Annotated in this window: 19 protein-coding genes; 7 read left to right on the top strand and 12 right to left on the bottom strand. The window is 61.6% G+C overall.

Annotation, left to right across the window (positions count from 1 at the left end; genetic code table 11):
- Positions 1-144 precede the first annotated feature (144 nt).
- From PDR5_RS10475 to PDR5_RS10465, 3 genes are all read right to left on the bottom strand, one after another.
- Complete coding sequence (locus PDR5_RS10475) at positions 145-522, bottom strand: DUF6124 family protein (RefSeq protein WP_064595115.1); 378 nt, start codon at positions 520-522, stop codon at positions 145-147.
- A gap of 349 nt (positions 523-871) precedes the next feature.
- A complete protein-coding gene (locus PDR5_RS10470; protein WP_011333412.1) occupies positions 872-1,795 on the bottom strand; it encodes a LysR family transcriptional regulator in 924 nt (307 codons plus the stop codon).
- Positions 1,796-1,840: 45 nt separating this feature from the next.
- Entirely contained in the window at positions 1,841-2,824 is a 984-nt protein-coding gene (locus PDR5_RS10465; protein ID WP_064595113.1) for an MBL fold metallo-hydrolase, read from the bottom strand.
- A 248-nt stretch (positions 2,825-3,072) separates the two neighbouring features.
- Here PDR5_RS10465 and PDR5_RS10460 point away from each other — a divergent pair, with 248 nt between their 5' ends.
- Positions 3,073-3,474, top strand: a complete 402-nt coding sequence (locus PDR5_RS10460; protein ID WP_064595111.1) for a helix-turn-helix domain-containing protein — start codon at positions 3,073-3,075, stop codon at positions 3,472-3,474.
- 7 nt (positions 3,475-3,481) lie between these two features.
- Here the strand turns inward: PDR5_RS10460 and PDR5_RS10455 are convergent, their stop codons facing one another.
- Entirely contained in the window at positions 3,482-4,051 is a 570-nt protein-coding gene (locus PDR5_RS10455; RefSeq protein WP_064595109.1) for a flavodoxin family protein, read from the bottom strand.
- A 333-nt stretch (positions 4,052-4,384) separates the two neighbouring features.
- On the opposite strand from PDR5_RS10455, the gene PDR5_RS10450 reads away from it, so the two are divergent.
- The gene (locus PDR5_RS10450) at positions 4,385-7,168 is read left to right on the top strand and encodes an ATP-binding protein (protein ID WP_064595107.1); all 2,784 of its coding nucleotides are present in this window, start codon (positions 4,385-4,387) and stop codon (positions 7,166-7,168) included.
- On the opposite strand, the gene PDR5_RS10445 is transcribed toward PDR5_RS10450, so the two are convergent.
- Together PDR5_RS10445 and PDR5_RS10440 are read right to left on the bottom strand one after the other, a co-directional pair.
- A complete protein-coding gene (locus PDR5_RS10445) occupies positions 7,130-8,602 on the bottom strand; it encodes an ATP-binding protein (RefSeq protein WP_064595105.1) in 1,473 nt (490 codons plus the stop codon). The genes PDR5_RS10450 and PDR5_RS10445 overlap by 39 nt on opposite strands.
- Positions 8,603-8,692: 90 nt before the next feature.
- Entirely contained in the window at positions 8,693-9,643 is a 951-nt protein-coding gene (locus PDR5_RS10440; RefSeq protein WP_064595102.1) for a GlxA family transcriptional regulator, read from the bottom strand.
- A 211-nt stretch (positions 9,644-9,854) separates the two neighbouring features.
- Between PDR5_RS10440 and PDR5_RS10435 the strand changes: the two genes are divergently transcribed.
- A complete protein-coding gene (locus PDR5_RS10435) occupies positions 9,855-10,577 on the top strand; it encodes a pirin family protein (protein WP_039771531.1) in 723 nt (240 codons plus the stop codon).
- Between the two features lie 65 nt (positions 10,578-10,642).
- Here the strand turns inward: PDR5_RS10435 and PDR5_RS10430 are convergent, their stop codons facing one another.
- Positions 10,643-11,518 carry a LysR family transcriptional regulator gene (locus PDR5_RS10430; protein WP_064595100.1) on the bottom strand — a complete coding sequence of 292 codons (876 nt, stop codon included), beginning with the start codon at positions 11,516-11,518 and terminating at the stop codon, positions 10,643-10,645.
- A 111-nt stretch (positions 11,519-11,629) separates the two neighbouring features.
- On the opposite strand from PDR5_RS10430, the gene PDR5_RS10425 reads away from it, so the two are divergent.
- The 4 genes from PDR5_RS10425 to PDR5_RS10410 all read left to right on the top strand — a co-directional run bounded on the left by PDR5_RS10425 (position 11,630) and on the right by PDR5_RS10410 (position 15,543).
- Positions 11,630-12,850 carry a YbfB/YjiJ family MFS transporter gene (locus tag PDR5_RS10425; RefSeq protein WP_064595098.1) on the top strand — a complete coding sequence of 407 codons (1,221 nt, stop codon included), beginning with the start codon at positions 11,630-11,632 and terminating at the stop codon, positions 12,848-12,850.
- Positions 12,851-12,913: 63 nt separating this feature from the next.
- Positions 12,914-13,912 (top strand): NAD(P)H-quinone oxidoreductase, encoded by a 999-nt coding sequence (locus PDR5_RS10420; protein WP_064595096.1) that lies wholly within the window; start codon positions 12,914-12,916, stop codon positions 13,910-13,912.
- 112 nt (positions 13,913-14,024) lie between these two features.
- Positions 14,025-14,969, top strand: coding sequence for an alpha/beta hydrolase (locus PDR5_RS10415; RefSeq protein ID WP_064595094.1), 945 nt, complete (start codon positions 14,025-14,027; stop codon positions 14,967-14,969).
- A 160-nt stretch (positions 14,970-15,129) separates the two neighbouring features.
- Positions 15,130-15,543, top strand: coding sequence for a VOC family protein (locus PDR5_RS10410; protein WP_064595092.1), 414 nt, complete (start codon positions 15,130-15,132; stop codon positions 15,541-15,543).
- A gap of 57 nt (positions 15,544-15,600) precedes the next feature.
- Here the strand turns inward: PDR5_RS10410 and PDR5_RS10405 are convergent, their stop codons facing one another.
- The 5 genes from PDR5_RS10405 to PDR5_RS10385 form a co-directional block, all read right to left on the bottom strand.
- Positions 15,601-15,930 (bottom strand): hypothetical protein, encoded by a 330-nt coding sequence (locus PDR5_RS10405; RefSeq protein ID WP_064595090.1) that lies wholly within the window; start codon positions 15,928-15,930, stop codon positions 15,601-15,603.
- Positions 15,931-16,004: 74 nt separating this feature from the next.
- A complete protein-coding gene (rtcA, locus tag PDR5_RS10400) occupies positions 16,005-17,036 on the bottom strand; it encodes an RNA 3'-terminal phosphate cyclase (RefSeq protein ID WP_064595089.1) in 1,032 nt (343 codons plus the stop codon).
- Between the two features lie 8 nt (positions 17,037-17,044).
- The gene (locus PDR5_RS10395) at positions 17,045-17,833 is read right to left on the bottom strand and encodes a nucleotidyltransferase domain-containing protein (protein ID WP_064595087.1); all 789 of its coding nucleotides are present in this window, start codon (positions 17,831-17,833) and stop codon (positions 17,045-17,047) included.
- 39 nt (positions 17,834-17,872) lie between these two features.
- The gene (locus tag PDR5_RS10390; protein ID WP_064600748.1) at positions 17,873-19,099 is read right to left on the bottom strand and encodes an RtcB family protein; all 1,227 of its coding nucleotides are present in this window, start codon (positions 19,097-19,099) and stop codon (positions 17,873-17,875) included.
- Positions 19,100-19,337: 238 nt separating this feature from the next.
- A complete protein-coding gene (locus tag PDR5_RS10385; protein ID WP_064595085.1) occupies positions 19,338-20,885 on the bottom strand; it encodes a TROVE domain-containing protein in 1,548 nt (515 codons plus the stop codon).
- Positions 20,886-21,030 lie beyond the last annotated feature (145 nt).

The raw sequence follows: 21,030 nt of genomic DNA, 5'->3' as shown, positions 1-21,030 counted from the left end.
TCTGACAGGTACAGGAGGGATTTAGACGAGCGGTAAACAGGGAATCGATAGGTGTTGGCAGACCGCCCCTACCTCCGCAAGTTGGCGCAGGCTGCATTCCCACGCAGAGCGTGGGAATGATCAGGTGAGCAGGCGATCAGGCGATCAGGCTACAGCGGGCGCCTCAGCCTTCACTTCCAGATTATCCAGCGCCCGGTTCACGGCCAGTTCCCCCAGCATGATCAACTGCGCAATCCCCAGCAGCACATGCCGATGCGAGCCGTCCACCAGCCCGGCGAAGTCATTGGCCATGACCTTGGCCGAGGTCAGGGTTTCGCAGGCGTCGGCCAGCAGTTCTTCGCTGTCGATGCCGGGAGCGATGAGGTAGCGGGTGTTGGGTTTGAGCAGCGGTTTGCGGGGGAGCAGCGGATTGAGGTAGTGATCGAGGGCGCGTTCGGCGGCTTCGTGGAATTTCTTGGAATCGAGGGTTTCGTAGGGGGAAGTCGAATCGACTTCCGGCGGGTTTGGTGTTGGTTTGATCATGGATAAAGCCTCTAGAGTAGTGGAGGCGCCACGCTTCGCTGCTAAACGAAAGAGGTGGCGGCCGTACGCGGGTTAGCAGACCAGGACTCTAGAACCCGGCGCACCGAAGTGCCCCACGCAAAGCCGCCATAACGTGAACGGACAGGCGTGAGCCTGATCACGAACGAACGGCATTGTGCGTCTAGAGTAGATCCGGGCTGCTAAACCCGATCGCTGTTTTTCAGCGACCGGCAAACAATAGAACCCGCCCCAGAGGCGCACAAGCCGGCGGATTCTGGCGTACACGTAGGCAAAGGCGCAAGGCGTTGTGGCTTACCGGAAGTAACCTTAAACGCCTTTCAACACCGCGCTAAACCGCCGGAATATCCAGCGTCACCGACATGAACTGACTGATCCGCGAACGCAGCCATTTCTCCGCCGGATCGTTGTCATGCACCCCGCTCCACGCCATCGACAGTTGCGCCGCATCAATCGGAAACGGCGGATCTTCAGCCCGCAACGCACACCCTTCGACCAATGCACACGCCGCGTAATCCGGCACGGTGGCGATCATCTCGGTGCCGGCCAGCAGCGCGCGCAAGCCGCTGAACTGCGGCACACCGAGCACCACCCGGCGGCTGCGACCGACCTTGGCCAGGTCCATGTCGATGTTGCCGCTCAGGTCTCCGGAGAACGACACCATCGCATGAGGCCGCTCGCAGTATTCGTCGAGAGTCAACGGGCCCGGGCGGTTGTCACCGCGCAAGACCTTGCAGGGAATGTCGCGCAGTTTCTTGCGCTTGGCGTTGGCCGGCAGATCGGTGGTGTAGCTCACGCCGACAGAAATTTCTCCCGATGCCAGCAATCCCGGCATCAGCAGGTAATTGGCGCGACGAACCACCACGACAATCCCCGGCGCTTCTTCCTGCAACTGGCGCAGCAGCGGCGGGAACAGACCGAATTCGGCATCGTCCGACAAGCCGATGCGAAACACGTCACAACTGGTCGCCGGATCGAATTCCTTGGCCCGGCTGACCGCACCGGAAATCACGTCCATCGCCGGTTGCAGTTCCTGGAGAATCGCCAGCGCCCGCGCCGTCGGCTCCATGCCCCGGCCATTGCGCAGCAACAGCGGATCATCGAACAGATCGCGCAAGCGGCCCAGCGCCGCGCTCACCGCAGGTTGGCCCATGAACAGTTTTTCGGCGACGCGGGTCAGGTTCTTTTCGAACATCAGCGCTTCGAAAATCACCAGCAGGTTCATGTCGACGCGACGCAGATCGTTTCGGTTCATGGGGCACGTTTTCCTTGTTTGAGCCTGACGTGGGAGCTGCGCACTTTACTCGATCAGCGGCACTTTGGCCGCGCGTTTGTAGGGACCGTATTCAACCGGTACCCACTGGAAGTGCTTGTCGACTGCCGTGATGTGACCGATGCCCGGGAACGGCAAGTGCGCAGCCGTGACCCAGGTCTTGCTGGCCGCCGCTGCACTGAACACGGCGTTACGACTCTTGATCGCTTGCTGACCGTTGACGTCGAAGCGGATCGACACGTCAGGATGATCGAACTGCACCGCCAGGTTGTGCACCAGGTCGCCCATGAACACGATGCTCTGGTTCTGTGAGGTGAAACGGTAGGTGGTACTGCCCGGCGTGTGCCCGGCTTCCAGTGTCGCTTCGACCACACCCGGCAAAGGCGACTGGCCCTCTGCGAACGTCTTGAAGCGCCCGGCCGCCACGTAAGGCGCAGTGGAGTCCTGGGCGATCTTGAAGAACTCCCGGGCACCGGCCGGCGCCTTGGCCTCGGCCTGCGGATCGAGCCAGTAATCGGCTTCGGCCTTGGCGGCGTAGACCGTGGCATTGGCGAAAATCGGTTGTTGCTGGCCGTCGACCAGCCCACAGACGTGATCCAGGTGCAGGTGCGTCAGCAGAATCGCGTCGACCTGCTCAGGCTTGTAACCCGCTGCCTGCATGTTCGCCGAGAGCTGGCCGGCAGTGGCGCCGATGCACTGACCCGCGCCGGTATCCACCAGAATCAGTTGTTTGCCGGTATTGACCAGGAACGCATTGAACGCAGTCTGCACGCCCGGCGTTTCAATCGAGCGACGGGCCAGCAGCGCGCGAATCTGGCTCTGACTCATGCCCTGCAACAGCTTCGGCGACAAATCGTTGTAGCCGTCGAACAGCGCCGTCACCTCGTAATCGCCCAGCGCCAGCCGGAAATAACCCGGCGCCTGCGTGCCGACCTGCGGTGCCTGCGCCATGGCGCTGGACATCACACCGACCACCGCCATGCCGATTACGCCGTTGAACAAACCTTTCATATGCATCCTCTCGCCCGAGCCCGATTCTGCGGCCCCTTATGGCCCGCCCCCAATCTTCGCCATCCTGCCCGGTTCCCGTCATGGCGACTTGCAACGGTGTGCTGAGTTGCAGCCGACAGCGGAATTAACAACGTTTAACTCGTCAGCACTCGCCCTTCACCAAACAATGAATCCCTCTGCGCAGCGTTGTTTTTTTGACCTGAGGGAAAGCGCTGACCGTGCGTTCCCCCCCGACACGGACCTAGGCCATGGCTCACTTACAGCAAACCGTCGCCCGCGCCCCTGCCAGCGAACCCCGCAAGACCAGCACCGGCGGCCTCAGCCCGCAGCGCGAGCGGCTGGTGAAACAACTGATCCTCGAACGCCTCGGCGACAGCCTTGAAGTCACCGAGCTGGCCAGCGCCTGCTCACTGTCACGCAGTCATTTTTCCCGGGCGTTCAAGTGCAGCACCGGGTACTCGCCGCAAGACTGGATCCGTACCCAGCGCATTGCCCGTGCCAAGCTGTTGATCCAGCAGACCAACCACAGCCTCACGCAGATCAGCCTGGAATGCGGCTTCTGCGATCAGGCGCACTTCTGCCATATCTTCACCCGCAGCGAAGGGATCAATCCGTTTGCGTGGCGTTGTCAGGTCATGAAAAACCGCTGAGGCGGTTTCATCCGCGAGCCATCCGCTGCGCCAGTCGCGCCACCCGCTCGCCCAGGTGCGCGGCGGTTTGTTGATCTTCCAGCGGGGGGACCTGCTCGGGCGGTTGTTCGACACAGGATTGGGACATGGCGCCGAGGGAGCTGCCGAGGCGATTCAGTTGGCCGTCGAACACACCTTCGCACGCACGCGCCGGCAGCAGATCGAGCCCGACCCAGATCATCGAATGCTGAGCCGCAAACACCGCCATTTGCAGCAAAGTATTGAGCTTGTCGCCGCAAAGGCTGCCGGAATTGGTAAAGCCCGCCGCGAGCTTGTCGCGCCATGGCCGGGCGAGGTAGAACGAGGCCGTGGCCTCCATGAATTGCTTGAATGCAGCCGACGCGCTGCCCATGTAGGTCGGCGCGCCGAAAATGATGGCGTCGGCGCGGTGCAGGTCATCCCAGTGGGCTTCCACGTCTTCCACGGCCAGCAACAGGCAGGTGCTGCCCAAATGGCGTTCCACACCTTGGGCCACTGCCTGCGCAATGACGCGGGTGTGCCCGTAGCCACTGTGATAGACCACCACTACCTTGCTCATCGCAGCGTCCTCCGGACGTATGCATTCCTTTGCCCCGCAGTTTTGGCTCTGAAGCCCGCACGGACGAGTTAATCGTTGTTAATTTTCCCCGGCTGTCGGGTCAGCGGGCACGGTTTCCACCCTTTAAATACAGTGGTGACGGCACTGGAGGCCGAGCGATTCCCGGACGCGCGCCCAACGTGCACATTGCGCTGGCGCCAAATCCTGAGGAATATGCCCGGATACTGCGGATCAGACGGCTTGCGTGCCCCTCAAGTCGCCATCCGCCCTGCCCGTCACGGACTCTTCACCGAGGCGGACCAGGATCATAAAAAACGTCGAAGGAGTGAGCGGTTGAGTTTTTCCCCGAATCAGGCCATCGGTTTCGGCCCCTATCGGATCCACCCCGGCCAGCGGCTGGTGCTTGAAGGCGACCAGCCTTTGCGCCTGGGCCGCCGTGCGATGGACATTCTGCTGATCCTGCTGGCCAACGCCGGCGAGGTGGTGAGCAAGCAGCAGCTGATTGCCGGGGTCTGGCCGGGCAGCGTGGTGGAGGACATCAACCTGCGGGTGCACATGGCCGCGCTGCGCAAGGCCCTCGGCGATGGTCAGGCCGGGCAGCGCTACATCGTCACCGTGGCGCAGCGTGGTTACAGTTTCGTCGCGCCGGTCGTGCTGCAATCCATCGAACAACGCCCCGCCGCCCACCTCGGTCGACATAACCTGCCATTGCGGCGCACGCGGATGATCGGGCGCCAGTCGGTGGTCGACAGCCTGATGACGCAACTGCCGCGCCAGCGCTGCATCACTCTGGTCGGGCCCGGCGGCATCGGCAAGACCACCGTGGCTCTGCGTGTCGCCGAACAGTTGATCGGCCGCTATCGCGACGGCATTCGCCTGCTGGATCTGGCACCGCTCAACGATCCCCGCTCGATCTGCTCGCACCTCGCCGCCCTGCTGGATCTTTCGCTGCATGACAGCGAGCCGATGGCCTGCCTGATCAACAGCCTGCGCGAGCGGCAGATGCTACTGGTGATCGATAACTGCGAGCACTTGATCGACGCCGTCGCGCTGCTCAGTGAAAGCATTCTGCGCGGTGCGCCGCAAGTGCACATTCTGGCCACCAGCCGCGAAAGCCTGCGTGCCGAAGGCGAGTATGTGCAACGTCTGGAATCCCTCGATTGTCCGCCACCGATTGCAGTGCTCGACCGCGATCAGGCGATGGGGTTTTCTGCGCTGCAACTGTTCGTCGAACGGGCGATGGCGGCCCACGAACACTTTGAGCCGGGCAACGCCGACCTGCCCTTGATCATCGACATCTGTCGGCGGCTGGACGGCATCCCGCTGGCACTGGAACTGGCCGCTGCGCAGGTCGCGGGTCTTGGGCTGGAGGGTTTGCTGAGTCAGCTCCAGGGGCGTTTGCCGGTGGGCAATCAGACTCATCTTGGCCGGCATGAAACCCTGCGCGCTACGCTGGACTGGAGCTTCAATCTGCTCAATGCCTGCGAACAGACCGGCCTGCGCCGACTGGGTGTATTCCGTGGCGCGTTCACGCTGGAGTCTGCGGCGGCGGTTATCGTCGGTCAGCACATCGAGTCGAACGAAGTGTTTGCCTCGATCACGCAACTGGTCGCCAAGTCGCTGCTCAACGTCGAAGTCGGCGATGAAGAGGTGTTCTATCGCCTGCTCGATACGACTCGCCGCTATGCGCTGGAAAAACTCGACCAGGCCGCCGAACTCGGCGAAACCCGCGAGCGCCATGCCGAACGCAGTCTGGCGCTGATGCATCAGGCCCAGGCCGATTGGGAGAACACGGCGACTGAAGTCTGGATCGAGCGTTACGCCCGTGGCCTTGAAGACTTGCGGGCGGCCCTTGAGTGGACGCTGAATGACGAAGGCTCGCGCGCGCTCGGCGTTCGACTGACGGCGACCTCGGCGCCGTTGTGGCAGGAACTGTCCTTGCTCAAGGAGTACGGCGTTCATGTGCGCCGGGCACTGGCGCTGCTGGCTTCATCCGACGAGCCCTGCCCGCGACTGGAAATCGCCTTGAAACTGGCCCTGGGCAGCGCCTGTTACCACACCTGGGGCGGCACGCCGGAAACCATCGAGGCCTTCGTCAGCGCCCGGCTGCTGGCACAACAGCACGACGACATGGCCGGTCAGTTGCGCGCCGTGTCGGGGCACATGGCCGTCAATCTCAGTTGCGGGCATTACCAGATGGCGCTGGAGCAGAGCGAGCAATTCGAAAGCCTCGGCGTGCACGGCGAGGCGCAGCTGTCCCTGAGTACCCACCGCTTGCGGGTGCTCGCGCTGCATTACGCCGGCGATCAGCATCAGGCGCGAATCCATGCCGAACAGGTCATTCAACGCATGGCCCACAGTGGCCACCTCAACCGTTTCACTCACGGTTTCGGCGTGCAATACGACCAGAGCGTCGCCTCGCTGACCGTCCTCGCCCGAGTGCTGTGGCTGCAAGGTTTTCCCGAGCAGGCCTGGCGCACGGCGCGGCAGGCACTGGACATCGCGGTGCAGATCAACCACGGCACCTCGATCTGCTACACCCTGGCACTCGCCTCGTGTCTGATCGCCCATTACAACGGCGACGTTCAGAACGCACGCGCGTTGCTGCAACTGCTGCTCGAACAGGCGCAGAAGCATTCGGTGCTGCTGTTCTACACCTGGGCGCGGCACTACGCGCAGGTGATCGACGCCGACAAGGCCCCTGCCATCCCGCCGGCCGACAGCGGTCTGGTCAGGGAAATCATGGTCACGCTGGATCCGGGTTTCGTTGATGACGCGTTGCTCGAACGAGCACAAAGTGGTGCGGCGGGCTGGAGTACTGCGGAGATTTTACGGGCCCGGGCCGAGCGATTGCTGGCGGCTGAATCGCCCTGCCATCACACGGTCGAAAGCGCCTTGCAGCAATCGCTTGAGATTGCGCGGACACAAGGCGCGCTGGCCTGGGAATTGCGCAGCGCAACGTCGCTGGCTCGGTTGTGGCAGCACCAGTCGCGCTATCGCGAGGCGCTCCAATTGCTGACACCGATCTATCAGCGCTTTACCGAAGGTTATGCCACCCCGGACTTGCGCAAGGTACGTCTACTGCTCGACGAACTGCGCGCTCAGTCGGCCGCTTGAGGCCGGTCGGGTGCGGCCCAGGTAGCGCGCGTGCCGACGCTCGACATCACTCAGTTCGCCGCCCTGCTCCAGCTGTTCGCGGGCATAGCGGCGCGTGGTGTTGAGCATTCGATAGCGCAGCGTTCCGCTGGATCGGTCCGATGTCAGTAACGATTTGACCGCCAATTGCTCAACCACTGCCACCAGCGTCGAGGGTGGCAGTCGCGCGCAACTGATCACGCCGATGGCGGCGTCGAGAGTGAATGCCATCTTGAACACCGACAAGCGTTGCAGCACGCGTTGTTCCTGCTCGCTCAAGCGCTGATAGCTCCAGTCCAGCGCGGCGTTCATCGACTGATGGCGTGGCACGGCGGTGCGGCGACCGTGACTCAGGACTTGCAGGCCTTGATCCAGTTGCGTCTGAAGGCCGACCAGCGCCAAGGCATCGATCTGCGCGGCTGCCAGTTCGATCGCCAATGGCAGACCATCGAGCCGCCGACAGATATCGCGCAGCGTTTCCAGATCCTGTCCACGCAGACTGAAGCCGTGTTGACGCGCGCGAGCGCGACTGACAAACAGCTGCACCGACGAATAACCCATGACTTCATCGACACTGTTGAGCGCCAAGGCTTTGGGAAGGGTCAGGGGCGACAGTGGCTGGAGGACTTCCAGACCCAGGTTCAACGGTTCTCGGCTGGTGGCAAGAATCGACAGACGGGGCGCAGCGTCGAGCAATGTTTGCAACAGGTTCCGGCAGGCTGCATGCAAGTGTTCGCAATTGTCCAGCACCAGCAAGGCGTGGCGCGCCGCCAATGTGGGGAAATCAGTGCCGAGGGTTTTCAGCAGGTGATCGAGGAGCGGGATGTCATCGCCGACCAGCGACAGATCCACCTGCCACACCCCGTCGCGAAAATGTTGCAGCAACAGCTCCGCTGCGCGCAGTGCCACGGTGCTTTTGCCGACACCGGCAGGCCCCGTCACCGTCATGAGCCGGGACAGCGGCAGTTGCCGCACCAGACCGCCGACCAGTGAATCGCGCCCGGTGACCGGCGACAGTCGTGCGGGCAAATTGTGTTGGGGCGCTTGCAGGTTTTTGAACACCACGTGGGCGGCGCTGTCGCCCTGCACCGGTGCCACGAAGCTGTACCCGCGTTGCGGCACATTGACGATGTAGCGCTGGCCTTTTTCGCCGTCGCCAAGGGCCCGGCGCAGCGCGGCGATGTGCACCCGCAGGTTGATCTCCTCGACCACCGAGGTCGGCCACACCAGCGCGATCAATTGCTCTTTGCTGACCACTTGGCCGGCGCGCTCGACCAGCACTTGCAGAATGTCCAGCGCACGCCCGCCCATGCGCAATTGCCGATCCCCTTCGAGGATCAGCCGCTGGCGCAAATGGAACGCGTACGGCCCGAAACGCAGGACCGACGCCGAGTTCAATTCGTCGAGGCTGTTCATGTCCGTTATCTTCGCAGGCCTCGATGACGGTACAACCACCACGCGGGGTCCAGCACGGACATCCGGATGCCCGGAACGGACAGAACCGCTCTAGCTGAACTGTTCGCGATACTGCGTGGGGGTCAGCCCGAGCTTTTCGCCGAACAGAAACCGCATGTGCCGCACGCTGCCGAAACCGCTTTTGTAGGCCACGGTCTTCAGCGGCAGATCGCTGGTTTCCAGCAGGTTACGCGCGCAATCGATGCGCGCGCTTTGCAGGAATTCCATGGGCGTCATGTTGACCTCGCGAGCGAACACCCGGGCAAAATGCCGTGCACTCATGTTCGCAAGCCCTGCCATGCGCTCGACGGTGAAAGCTTCCTCCAGGTGTTCCAGCACATGATTCTGCACCCGGGTAATCGGCGTTTCCTGGGGCGCCACCGCTGCCATCAACGGGCTGAACTGCGCTTGCCCGCCCTGGCGCTTCATGACCACCAGCAGCACCTTGGCCACGTCCTGGGCAATCTTTTTGCCATGATCGCGAGCGACCACCGCCAATGCCATATCGATACCGGCCGTGACACCTCCGGAGGTGATCAGGTTGCGATCCTCAATAAAAATCTGATCGGTCGCGACGTTTGCCTTCGGAAAGCCCTTGATCAAGCGTTCGGTGTAATTCCAGTGGGTGGTCACACGATAGCCGTCGAGCAGTCCGGCATGGCCCAGCACGAAGGCGCCGGTACAGATCGAGCCATATTGCCCGGCGCGCGTGACCGCGCCTTGCAGCCAGGCGAGCAACGGCGGGTGTTTTTCGTTGTAGGCGCCGGGGCCGCCCGGCACCAGCAGCAAGTCATATCGCTCATCGGCTTCGTCCATATGCCGATCGGTGTGCACGAGGACGCCATTGGACGCACGCAACGGCCCGCGCTCGGTGCCCATGGTGGTCAGGTGATAGTGGTCTTGCGGTTTCAGGTAGCGGTTGGCAACCGAAAAGACTTCCAGCGGCCCGGCCATGTCGAGCAGCAGAAAATCCGGAAACAGCACCATTGCCACGGTCTTCATGTGGGCATCACCAAAATCCAAGCAAAGTCATAAGTCTGCGCATTATGGCCAGATACGGTGAAAACGTTGGAAAAGAATGCGTGATCCAGTGCACACAACTGTCAACCATAACGGGACAGTATTTCAATTTTCATCTACTTATTGCATCGCTGAGTAACCAGTAACCTTCTCCTCACTCGGACGAATCAACGTCCTGAAAGGAGATTTCATCATGCTGACCCTTCGTAAAGCTTCCGACCGTGGTCTGGCCAATCATGGCTGGTTGAAGTCGTTCCACACCTTTTCCTTCGCCAGCTACCGTGACCCGCGTGAACAGGGTTTCTCCGACCTGCTGGTGATCAACGATGACCGCGTCGCCGCCGGCAAGGGCTTCGGCCAGCACCCGCACCGTGACATGGAGATTTTCTCCTATGTGCTCGAAGGCGCTCTGGAACACAAGGACACCCTCGGCACCGGTTCGGTGATCCGCCCAGGCGATGTGCAACTGATGAGCGCCGGCAGCGGCGTGGCTCACAGCGAGTTCAACCACTCGGCGAGCAAGCCTGTTCACTTCCTGCAGATCTGGATCGTGCCGGACGTCAGCGGCGCCAAACCGCGCTACCAGCAAGAGCACTTCAGCGAACAGAAAAAACGCGGCCGCCTGCAACTGATCATTTCGCCCGAAGGCAGCCACGGCTCGCTGAAAGTGCGCCAGGATGCGCGGGTGTATGCAGGGCTGTTCGATGGCCAGGAAAGCGCCACCCTCAAGCTGCCCGCCAACCGCTACGCCTATGTGCACGTTGCTCGCGGCAGCGTTGAACTGAACGGCGTGCAGTTGAAGGAAGGCGACGGCGTGCGGGTTCGTGAAGAACAGGCGCTGACCTTGAGCAATGGCCAGGATGCCGAAGTCCTGGTGTTTGATCTGCGCCCGCAGGAACTGCCGGAAATGCCATGAGGCAGTGGTTTCAACGCTCACAGAAAACGGCCTTCAATGAAGGCCGTTTTTTTTTCGCAGAACAACTATTCGTTTTCCAGCACAAACGCTTCGACAATGTGTTCGATCACCGCTCTGACCCGCGCGGTGTGGCGTAAATCCGCATGGGTCACCAGCCACACTTCATAAGGCAACGGACGCGTGCGCTCCGGCCACAACCTGACCAGACCATCGCGCTCGCCCATGTAGACCGGGATTTCTCCTACCCCCAGACCGGCGGCAATCGAGCGGCGTACCAGCAGGCTGGAACTCAGACCGGCGACGATCCGCCCGCGAGTCATGGGCTCCGACACGAGGGTCAGATCCTTGTTGCCCTGCAGATACGGCTGGTACACCACCAGATCATGGCCCTCGAACGCACTGCCCGGCGCCGGCACCCCATGGCTGTCGACATAGGCCTGCGAGGCAAACAATCCCACCGGCCAACGCGCGATGCGCCGGGCGATCAGGTCCGGATTGTCCGGACGGGTGTTGCGCACAGCGATGTCCGCCTCACGTTTGGCCAGGCTGAGGATTTGCGTGGAGGCGTCCAGTTGCACGCGCACGTCCGGATGCTGCTCGTGCAACTGCGCGATGGCCGGGATCAGAAAATCGATGGCCAGCGAATCGGTGGTGCTGACCCGCACGCTACCGGTCAGACGATCGTCCAGGCCCTGGATACGCCGTTCCAGCTCCAGCGCCGAATACTCCATTTTTTCCACCGACTTGAGCGCCGCTTCGCCGACGGCCGTCAGTGCATAGCCCTCGGAGGTGCGCAGGAACAAGGTCGCGCCCAGCGACTTTTCCAGTGCCGTGATGCGGCGCCCGACCGTCGCCTGATCCACGCCCAGTACACGCGCGGCGCCGCGCAATGTCGACTCGCGGCAGACCGCTAGAAACACCCTTGCATCATCCCAGTTCATAGCGTTCTCCATTGATGCATAAACGCATCACTATCACGCAAACTCGCTGCATTAACGCAGCAACGATAGCCGATATGCTGGGCGCCATAAACCTTTCAAAGGATTGCCGTCATGCACACTTCAACTGCTTCGCCCGAACGTCCGGACACAAGTGTCTGGCTGGCGATCTTCGCCGGCCTCTGCGCCAGCCTGGTCAGCATCGGTCTGGCGCGTTTCGCCTACACACCGCTGATCCCTTCGCTGATTCAGGCGCAATGGTTTTCCGCCCATGATGTGGTCTATCTCGGCGCGGCCAACCTGGTCGGTTACCTGATCGGCGCCCTCCTCGGCCGACCGCTGGCACGCCGGCTCACCCAGAGAAACGCTCTGCGCCTGATGATGCTGGCGGTGACCGTGGCGTTTTTTGCCTGTGCGTACCCCGTGTCGGTGAGCTGGTATTTCGGCTGGCGCCTGCTGTCGGGAATCGCCGGCGGCGCGATCATGGTGCTGGTGGCCGCGACCGTACTGCCCCATGTACCCGCCGCACGCAAAGGCCTGGCCAGTGGGGCGATTTTCCTCGGCATCGGTCTGGGCATCGCCGGCTCGGGAACGATTGTTCCGTTGCTGTTGGGGTTGGGTCTGCAGGCGACCTGGCTGGGATTGGGCGCTTTGTCGCTGGCACTGACGGCATTGAGTTGGTTCGGCTGGCCTTCGGAGCTGCCCCACGCAACCACCGCAACGGCTCAGGTGGAACCGGTCGAACCGACACCGCCTGCTGTTTATCTGCTGTTTGCCCAGTACGCGTTCATGGCCGCCGGGCTGGTGCCGGCCATGGTCTTTCTGGTGGATTACGTCGCCCGTGGCCTGGGCGCCGGGTCGCACGTCGGCGCGCTGATCTGGGTCATGTACGGTCTGGGTGCCATCTTCGGCCCGGTGAGTTATGGCTTCCTCGCCGATCACCTTGGCGCGCGGACCGGCATTCGTCTGGTGCTGGTGGTGCAGGCGATCACCCTGGGTTTGCTGGCGGTTTCGCATTCGTTCCTGGCGTTGGCGCTGCTGGCGGTGGTCCTTGGTTCATTTCCGCCGGGCATTGTCCCGCTGGCATTGGCCCGGGTGCATGAGCTGGTGCCGGATCACCATCGCCAACAGGTGGCGTGGAGCCGGGCCACGGTGTCGTTCGCCACGTTTCAGGCGCTGGCGGGCTTCGCCTATTCGGCGCTGTTCAACGCCACGGGCGGACAACATGCGCCGCTCTTCGTGATTGCCGGCGGTGCCATCGTGATCGCGCTGATACTTGAGCACGCCATGAAATTGCTGCCCTCCTCCGTCGAACAACGCTGCTGCGCCGAATGACGGGAATCATTGCGCCCTGACTGCGTTCCCATCTACTGATCACTTTTTCAAGAGGAATCGAAAATGACGTTGCCCACTGAAATGACCCGAATCGAAATCACCGAACCGGGTGGGCCCGAGGTTCTGCAATCCCGACGCGTGCCGCTGCCGGTCGTCGCAGAAGGCGAAGTGCTGATCCGCGTGCACGCCGCCGGCGTCAATCGCCCGGACGCCCTGCAACGCGCCGGCAAATACCCGATGAAGCCCGGCATGAACCCGATTCCGGGCCTTGAAGTGGCCGGCGAGGTCGTGGCGATCGGCGGCGGTGTCAGCACATTCGCGGTCGGTGACCGGGTGTGTGCGCTGACCAATGGCGGCGGTTATGCCGAATACTGCACGGTTCCGGGGGGCCAGGTCTTGCCGATCCCCGATGGGCTGGACTGGATCCAGGCAGCGGCCATTCCGGAAACCTTTTTCACCGTATGGGCCAACTTGTTCGGCCTCGGCGGCGCCAGCCGAGGTCAGCGCGCCTTGATCCACGGCGGCACCAGCGGCATCGGCACCACCGCATTGATGCTGTGTCGCGAGTTTGGCATCGAAGCCTTCGCCACCGCTGGCAGCGCCGACAAATGTGCAGCAATCCGCAATCTGGGCGGCGACGCGATCAACTACCGGGAACAGGAGTTCGCCGCGGTCATCGCCGAGAAAACCGCCGGCCAGGGCGTCAATGTGATCCTCGACATCATGGGCGGCTCTTACCTCAACGGGAACATCAGCGCCTTGGGAATGGATGGGCGGTTGGTAATGATCGGCTTCCTAGGTGGCGCGCGGGCCAACGACATCGATCTGCTGGCCATCCTCGGCAAGCGTGCGGTGGTCACCGGTTCCCTCCTGCGTGCCCGTACCTCGGCGGAAAAAGCCGCCATCGCCGATCAATTGCGCGAACACGTCTGGCCGGCGCTGGCTGCCGGGCGTTGCCTGCCGATCATCGACAAGGTCTACCCGCTCGCCGGCGCAGCCAAGGCCCATGCGCACATGGAAGCGGGCGACCACATCGGCAAGATCGTGCTGAAGATCGACTGAGCCGTTGCAGCATTTTGTAATCGTTGCAGGCGTGCGGTGGTCGAAAATGTCACGCGCGGGTCAAGGCATCTGGTAAAAAGCGTTCTTTGTCCGCGCCTTGGTGAAACGTTTAATGTTCCTTGCCTTCATGACCCGACTTCGACGCCGCCGTCTGGCGTTCGCCTGCATGGCCGCCCTGATCATCGGCGTGCCGGCGAGTTGTGCCGTGCTGGAACACACCGAGCGCAAGCTGCTGTTTCGCATCGAACCGGGCACCGCCGGCTGGTATCACGGATTGCCCGGCAGCGTGCAGGAACTCGACCTGCAACCGAAAAGCTTCAAGGCCGGGCAGAACATTCACGCCTGGTGGTGGCCGGCGGAGCGTGCCGATGCACCGGCCATCCTCTATCTGCACGGCGTGCGCTGGAACCTCACCGGGCAGCTGTTTCGTATCGAACAATTGCGCTCAGCAGGTTATTCGGTACTGGCCATCGACTATCGCGGCTTCGGCCAGAGCCACGGCGACCTGCCGTCGGAAAGCACGGTTTACGAAGATGCGCGGGTGGCCTGGGAACGCTTCCAACTGCTGCAGCCCGATCCGAACAAACGCCTGATCTACGGGCATTCGCTGGGGGGCGCGGTCGCCATCGACCTGGCTGCCGAACTCGGTCGCAATGCCGCCAGAAATCACACCCCACTGCCGGTGCGCGGGCTGGTCATCGAATCCACATTCACCTCCCTGGCGGATGTTGCGGCAGCCGTGGCCAACACCTCTCTTCCGGTGCGCTGGTTGCTGTCGCAGAAATTCGACTCCATCGACAAGATTGCCGAAATCCATATGCCGTTGCTGGTGGTGCACGGACTGGCCGACGCATTCGTGCCGTCACGCTTCAGCGAGCAACTGTTCGCCGCCGCCCGGCAACCGAAACGCCTGCTGCTGGTGCCCGGCGCAACCCACAACAACAGCATGGCGCTGGGCGGACAGAACTATCGCAAGGCGATCGATGCGCTGATGCAAACCCGACCTGCTGCCCGAGTGGCAGGCGCTGCGGTGCAAAAGAATCCGCGCGATTCCTGACGTCCCACCCCCGCAGACCATCGGTCACCCCGAAAGGAAATTCTTGCAGCATCGGCTGGAAATCCGGCGATCTAACGCTTTGCTGGAGGGAGTCAATCCATGACGCTGCTTCGGCACACCCGGCCGCGCAGCGTTCCACTGCCTATTCGGGAGCACCAACATGAAAATCAACCCGTACCTGATCTTCAACGGCGACTGCCGGGCTGCCTTCACCTTTTACGAGCAATGCCTGCAAGGCAAGCTCGAAGCGATGATGACCTTCGGCGAAACGCCAGCCGCCGCACATGTACCGCAAGAGCACCACAACCTGATCATCCACACCTGCCTGAAAGTCGGCGATCAGATGCTCATGGCTTCGGACACCACCCCCGATCGCCCGACCCAAGGCATGAGCGGTTGCTCGATTTCCCTGAATGTCGACAGCATCGCCGAGGCCGAACGGGTGTTTAACGCCTTGGCCAAGGACGGTCGCGTCGACATGCCATTGGAAGCCACCTTTTGGGCCGCACGTTTTGGCATGCTGGTGGATCGCTTTGGCGTGTCGTGGATGGTTAATTGCGAAACTGACAAGTGACGCTGTCATTGCAGCGGACATGAAAAAGCCCGACCTCTTCAGGTCGGGCTTTTTCATTCAACGCTGGGCCAGTTCATGGCGAACGCACTGCTCGTAGTAGGTTTGCTTGACGGCCGCCGGCTTGAGTCGCGACGCGCTGTCGTAGGTCTGCTCGGTAATGCCCATGGCGGTCATGCGCATCCACGGTTGCTGGAACTTGCGCGCCTGCAAGCGCTTGCGCGCACCATAAAGAGAAATGCCCGAAAGCTTCGATTGTTGCGCACCGGCGGCAATTTCCGAACCCCAGGTACACGCAAAACGATGGCTCTTGCTCAGCTCCCTGGCCTGGGCCTCCAACGCGAACAGAGCGAGGGAAAGCGTTGCTACGGTGATGACAATCGTCCGCATATAGCCCACCTAACCTTTTGAAAAAAGGCGAGTTTGCCGGGACTGAAAGCTTTCGGGGGCCAGCAATTTGCCGCCTATTGCTCCCGAGCGCGAACTTCAACCTTTAACCGGTCTGCGCCTTCTTCCTGGCACTGGATGTGGATCGGTACAAAACGCTTGATCACCGAAATGTTGCTGTGCAAATGCTCGGTCATCCTGGGCGTGGTAAACGATCCACCTCCGGCGAGCACCATCGGCAACAGCAGTTGATCAGCCAGATGCTCCGCTACCGCCGCACCGTTGTGCAACCAATCGGTCGCTTGATCGATCGCGGCGTCCGCCACCTTCTCCGAACGCAGTGAGGCTTGACCGAAAGCGCTGAAAACCTCGGTGACGTGTTCAAACGCATATTCCAGCAGCAGCACATTGCCCGGTCCACATGCCGGATCAAGGATGACGGTGTTCAATTCTGCTGACACCATGTTCAATCGCTGGGCCACCCTTTCGAGCTCGCGGACACCGACACTCGGCGCCAGTCCCGCCGTCAGCGCAAACGCCTGTTGCGAAAGCGGCAAACCGCGCTCACACAAGTGCAGTGCTGACAATTTCGATGGTTGCACCCTGACGTCGATTTCACCGCCCCCTGCCGGTACGAACCCGTGGCGCAGCAACGTCAGTTCCACCTCCGCGCCCATGCGTCGCAGCAACGGCAACCAGCTGCGGCTGAGAAAATCGGTCGGTGGTGCCAGCGGATTATGCGTGCCGCCGCTGATCCGCACGCGGCTGGCTTGCGGCGCCAGTAACAAGGCGGGCAGCAAGGTCTGCAACACCAGGGTGCAACTGCCGGCGGTGCCAATGGCAAAGCGATAATCGCCGCCACGAATCGGCCCCGGCTCGAAGCTCAATGTCTGCGAGCCCAGTTCAGCCCCCTGGATCTTTGCACCGCAGACCTGCGCTGCCGCCATCACGGCGGTCAGGTGCTGGCGCAACAGGCCCGGACGACTGCGCCGGGCCCGAATCCGCTCAATGCGAAACGCCTGACCCGTCACCATCGACAGACTCAACGCACTGCGCAACACCTGCCCACCGCCGATGGCGCCGTCCAGTTCAATCACGTCCTGTTTCATTTTTTTCCTTATGCGTACAAACCAACGGTTTCCCGCAGGTATTGATCGAGCTGGCGCGAATCCTCCCGGGTTCGGGGCAGTGCCGGTACCGCTCGCTCAAGTTCCGCCTCGATGAATGCATGCAGCGCCGGACGACGAGGACCGTAGGCGCTCTCGTCGGCATTGCGCTTGAGCGCGAGCAATTCATCGACTTCATCGAGCAAGGCCCGGTCATCGACGGTGCTCAGCAGATCGCTGAACGTCATCGGCGGCCGACCCCGTCCCTGATCGATCCAGCGCACCGCCAGCAGGGGCCGCAGTACATAGAAGTACTTCTTGAACCGCACGCTTTCGCCTTGCAGATAACCACGGAAGGTCTTCTTCGCCATCGACAGGTAATGATTGCGCGCGGCTGGCGGGCTGTAGAACGCCTCGGCCAGTGCCCGCAGCTGAGAAACCGCTGCAGTCTCGCTGCGATAAACCAGCGGTGAGTCGAGCCATTCGAGCAAGGTCGGGTTGGATTTGCGCAACAGCCCGAGGGTTTTGCGCAGCTCCCAGCCACTGACATCCAGCTCGTCATCCAGCGGCCGCTCGATCACATCACTTGGCGTATCGACCTGGACGAACCACTCTGGTTTCTCTACATAAACGAAGCGCACATCGTAATCACTGTCCGGCGAGGCAAAACCCCAGGCCCGGCTGCCCGATTCGCAGGCATACAGCACCGTGACATTGCGTTCGCGTTCTATGCGCGCCAGTTCTTCCAGCACCCGGGCGCGCATGGCGCTGCACAGCGGGTGACGTTCTTCGAATTTCATGTCCTTTAATCCTTGTTCCGGCGTGCCTTGCGGCACGCGTTATCCCTTGACGCACACCACCTGACGCAAGGTGTGCAGCACTTCAACCAGCTCACGCTGGGCGTGCATGACTTTGTCGATGTCCTTGTAGGCCATCGGAATTTCATCGATCACCGCAGCGTCCTTGCGACATTCGACGTGCGCGGTGGCGCGGATCTGGTCTTCGACGGTGAAGATGTTTTTGGCCTTGGTACGGCTCATGGTCCGACCGGCACCGTGGCTGCAGGAGCAAAACGATTCCTCGTTACCCAGACCGCGCACGATGAAACTCTTGGCGCCCATCGAACCGGGAATGATCCCCAACTCGCCCTTTTTCGCCGACACCGCGCCTTTGCGGGTGACCAGAATGTCCTCACCGAAATGCTGCTCTTTCTGCACGTAGTTGTGGTGGCAGTTCACCGCTTCCAGCGCGACGTCGAATGGCTTGCGGATGATCTGCCGCGTGGCCTGAATCACCGCTTGCATCATCAGCGCACGGTTCTGCTTGGCGAAATCCTGGGCCCAGCCCACGGCTTCCACGTAGTCATCAAAATGCCGGCTGCCTTCTTCGAAGTACGCCAGGTCACGATCCGGCAGGTTGGCGATGTGCTGACGCATATCCGCCTGGGCCATCTGAATGAATAGGTTGCCGATGGCGTTGCCGACACCGCGCGAGCCGCTGTGCAACATGAACCAGACCCGGTTGGCCTCATCCAGGCACACTTCGATGAAGTGGTTACCGCTGCCCAATGTTCCGAGGTGCCCGCGGTTGTTGGTGTTGGCCAGTTTCGGGTACTTGTCGGTGATCGCCTTGAACCGTGGATTCAGCGCCGCCCAGGCCTGATCGGCCTGTTGCGGAATCTCGTCCCAGGCGCCTTTGTCACGGCGCGACCGGGTCGAACTGCGGCCATGGGGCACCGCTTGTTCGATGGCACTGCGCAGCCCGTGCAGGTTGTCCGGCAGATCGGCCGCCGTCAGCGAAGTTCGCGCGGCAATCATGCCGCAACCGATGTCCACCCCGACCGCTGCCGGGATGATCGCGCCGACCGTGGGAATCACGCTGCCGATGGTCGAGCCCTTGCCCAGATGGACGTCCGGCATGACCGCCAGATGTTTGAAGATGAAGGGCATCTTCGCCGTGTTCATCAACTGCTCGCGCGCTTCGTTTTCCACCGGGACGCCTTCGGTCCAGAGCTTGATCGGCTTGCCGTTGGCGACTTCCAGCAGTTGGTAAGTGTGTTCTTTCATCATCTCGATTCTTCAGGTAGTTCCACCGGCGTTCGCCGGCAGATTCAAAAAAGGTGGCACGACAAAGGTTGATGACTGTTGCGCGTTGCCGCGCACCGGGGTTAGCCGGCCTCAGATGTACAGCCATCGGCATTCGTGCCGTCACGAGCACTGACAAGGGTTTGGTGAGACGTCTTGGATGTAGTCCCACCGGCATTCAGTGCCCGTGACAAATCAATTCATTGGGCGGCTCATCGCCTCATCCCATGCTTTCAATCGCTTCGACCCAGTGCTGCGGTCCGTACAGGCCGGCAGTGAACTGCTCGATCACATCGAACACCGCGTCACTGAAACCGCCGACATTCAGGATGTCGTCACGATCCGCCGCTGGTGTCGCCCAACCCGGTTGCAGGTCAATGCAAATCAGGCGTGCCTGGGGGTTGATCCGCTTTATCCGTTCCCATTGCAGCATCGTCTCGCTGGCGCCCTGGCGTCGCGCATCGATCCAGGATTCGTTGTCCGACACCATGATCAGCGTATCGACCCTGGCCTTGCTGTCCGCCAGTTTCTTCAACGGCGCCGAGCAGCAGGTTCCGCCGCCGAAAATGCCCGCAAGCTTTTCAGCATTGCTGATCACACTGTCGCGCGGGTTGAGGGTGATATCCACCACCTTCCATTCGAACGGCATCACCCGCGCCGTCGGCTGTTTACGCAACACCGCCGCCGTGATCAACGCCGCCACATCGATGCAGCGCACCGCGGTGGTCGCGCCCTGACGGTAACCGGTCAGCGGGCTACCCATCGAGCCGGAAACATCCGGGCAAATTACCACCGCACCCTGAAGCTTCGGCACATTGGTCAACGACAGCTCCAGCGCATCCTGCAAGGCCTCGCGAATCGGCGCCGGCACGTCATCGCCAACCATCCGATACGCCGCCAGCAACTGGTACGGATACACCCGCGCCTTCGCAACGGCTTCGGGATCCGCCAACCGAGCGGCCACATATTCGGTGCAACCCGGTACTTCAAAAGCGCCGTGGCGCGCCAGCGTATTGAGGTTGATGCGCAGGCCCTGCCAGCCCATGTTCCGCGCCTGAGCCGCCCATTGTTCCTTGCTCAAGGTTTCGTTACCGAGCAATTGAAACGGCACTTCAGGCACTTGATCACTCGCACCGCTGCGAAAGGCCAGCAAATCGCGAGTCAGTGCGGGCAACGCCTGTGCATCCACCGGTTTACCGATCACCCAGGCAAAAAACGCTTCGCGCCAGGCCTCGGACGGTTTTGGGTGAACCATCTTCACCACATCCGCCAGCGAAGGCTGATTGCCGATCGATGCCTGCAACAACTGTCGCTCGGTTGCACTGTTTAGCCAGTTCTGCACCAGACGCTTGGGTTGGGAGCCGAGGGAGCGGCGACCGGTGGCGCCACTGCGCAGGATCTGCACGAAGTTGCGCAGCATCTTGCCGCTGTCCACGACCTGCCCGAACACCTCTGGCACCAAAGCCGAACGCTGAGCCGTCAGCGCCGCCAGCAACAACGCCGGCATGTCTTTCATATGACCCTTTTGACGGGCGTAGAGAGCCGCATTCGCCACGAAGCGGCTGTCCAGTTCCGCCACCAGCTTCAACACCTGATCCAACTGACTTTGTGCGGATGCGTAAAAGGTGGAATTCAGGCAACCGGTGACTGCCAACTGTGCCAGTTGATGCTTGGGCGTATAGGCATAAGCCGCGGCTCCGGAAGCATTCAAGGTGTCGCACGCCGGCAGGGTTTTCGATTGCGTATTGAAGAGGTTGAAGTTGGCCATCGTGGCGTCTCGCTGTGTTGTCCTGTTCGTTGCGAGAGGTATTGCAGCCGCTGTGCCAGTTTTTGAAAACGTTCGTGAATTATTTTTATCTATTTGATTTTAAAGAGTTTTATTTTAAGAACGAGCATTCCTGAATTTTCGTCAC

Source organism: Pseudomonas sp. DR 5-09 (genome assembly GCF_001655595.1).
Lineage (GTDB): Bacteria > Pseudomonadota > Gammaproteobacteria > Pseudomonadales > Pseudomonadaceae > Aquipseudomonas > Aquipseudomonas pharyngis.
The sequence above is the reverse complement of the archived record's forward strand: the minus strand, read 5'-3'. Positions and strand labels throughout refer to the sequence as shown.

Bases quoted from the DNA above. Each gene is read 5' to 3' on its own strand.
- PDR5_RS10470 (WP_011333412.1), bottom strand. From the start codon at position 1,795: ATGAACCGAAACGATCTGCGTCGCGTCGACATGAACCTGCTGGTGATT.
- PDR5_RS10425 (WP_064595098.1), top strand. From the start codon at position 11,630: ATGCACACTTCAACTGCTTCGCCCGAACGTCCGGACACAAGTGTCTGG.
- PDR5_RS10445 (WP_064595105.1), bottom strand. From the start codon at position 8,602: ATGAACAGCCTCGACGAATTGAACTCGGCGTCGGTCCTGCGTTTCGGG.
- PDR5_RS10435 (WP_039771531.1), top strand. From the start codon at position 9,855: ATGCTGACCCTTCGTAAAGCTTCCGACCGTGGTCTGGCCAATCATGGC.
- PDR5_RS10385 (WP_064595085.1), bottom strand. From the start codon at position 20,885: ATGGCCAACTTCAACCTCTTCAATACGCAATCGAAAACCCTGCCGGCG.
- PDR5_RS10455 (WP_064595109.1), bottom strand. From the start codon at position 4,051: ATGAGCAAGGTAGTGGTGGTCTATCACAGTGGCTACGGGCACACCCGC.
- PDR5_RS10415 (WP_064595094.1), top strand. From the start codon at position 14,025: ATGTTCCTTGCCTTCATGACCCGACTTCGACGCCGCCGTCTGGCGTTC.
- PDR5_RS10420 (WP_064595096.1), top strand. From the start codon at position 12,914: ATGACGTTGCCCACTGAAATGACCCGAATCGAAATCACCGAACCGGGT.
- PDR5_RS10430 (WP_064595100.1), bottom strand. From the start codon at position 11,518: ATGAACTGGGATGATGCAAGGGTGTTTCTAGCGGTCTGCCGCGAGTCG.
- PDR5_RS10395 (WP_064595087.1), bottom strand. From the start codon at position 17,833: ATGAAATTCGAAGAACGTCACCCGCTGTGCAGCGCCATGCGCGCCCGG.
- PDR5_RS10390 (WP_064600748.1), bottom strand. From the start codon at position 19,099: ATGAAAGAACACACTTACCAACTGCTGGAAGTCGCCAACGGCAAGCCG.
- PDR5_RS10405 (WP_064595090.1), bottom strand. From the start codon at position 15,930: ATGCGGACGATTGTCATCACCGTAGCAACGCTTTCCCTCGCTCTGTTC.
- PDR5_RS10440 (WP_064595102.1), bottom strand. From the start codon at position 9,643: ATGAAGACCGTGGCAATGGTGCTGTTTCCGGATTTTCTGCTGCTCGAC.
- PDR5_RS10475 (WP_064595115.1), bottom strand. From the start codon at position 522: ATGATCAAACCAACACCAAACCCGCCGGAAGTCGATTCGACTTCCCCC.
- PDR5_RS10460 (WP_064595111.1), top strand. From the start codon at position 3,073: ATGGCTCACTTACAGCAAACCGTCGCCCGCGCCCCTGCCAGCGAACCC.
- PDR5_RS10465 (WP_064595113.1), bottom strand. From the start codon at position 2,824: ATGAAAGGTTTGTTCAACGGCGTAATCGGCATGGCGGTGGTCGGTGTG.
- rtcA (WP_064595089.1), bottom strand. From the start codon at position 17,036: ATGAAACAGGACGTGATTGAACTGGACGGCGCCATCGGCGGTGGGCAG.
- PDR5_RS10410 (WP_064595092.1), top strand. From the start codon at position 15,130: ATGAAAATCAACCCGTACCTGATCTTCAACGGCGACTGCCGGGCTGCC.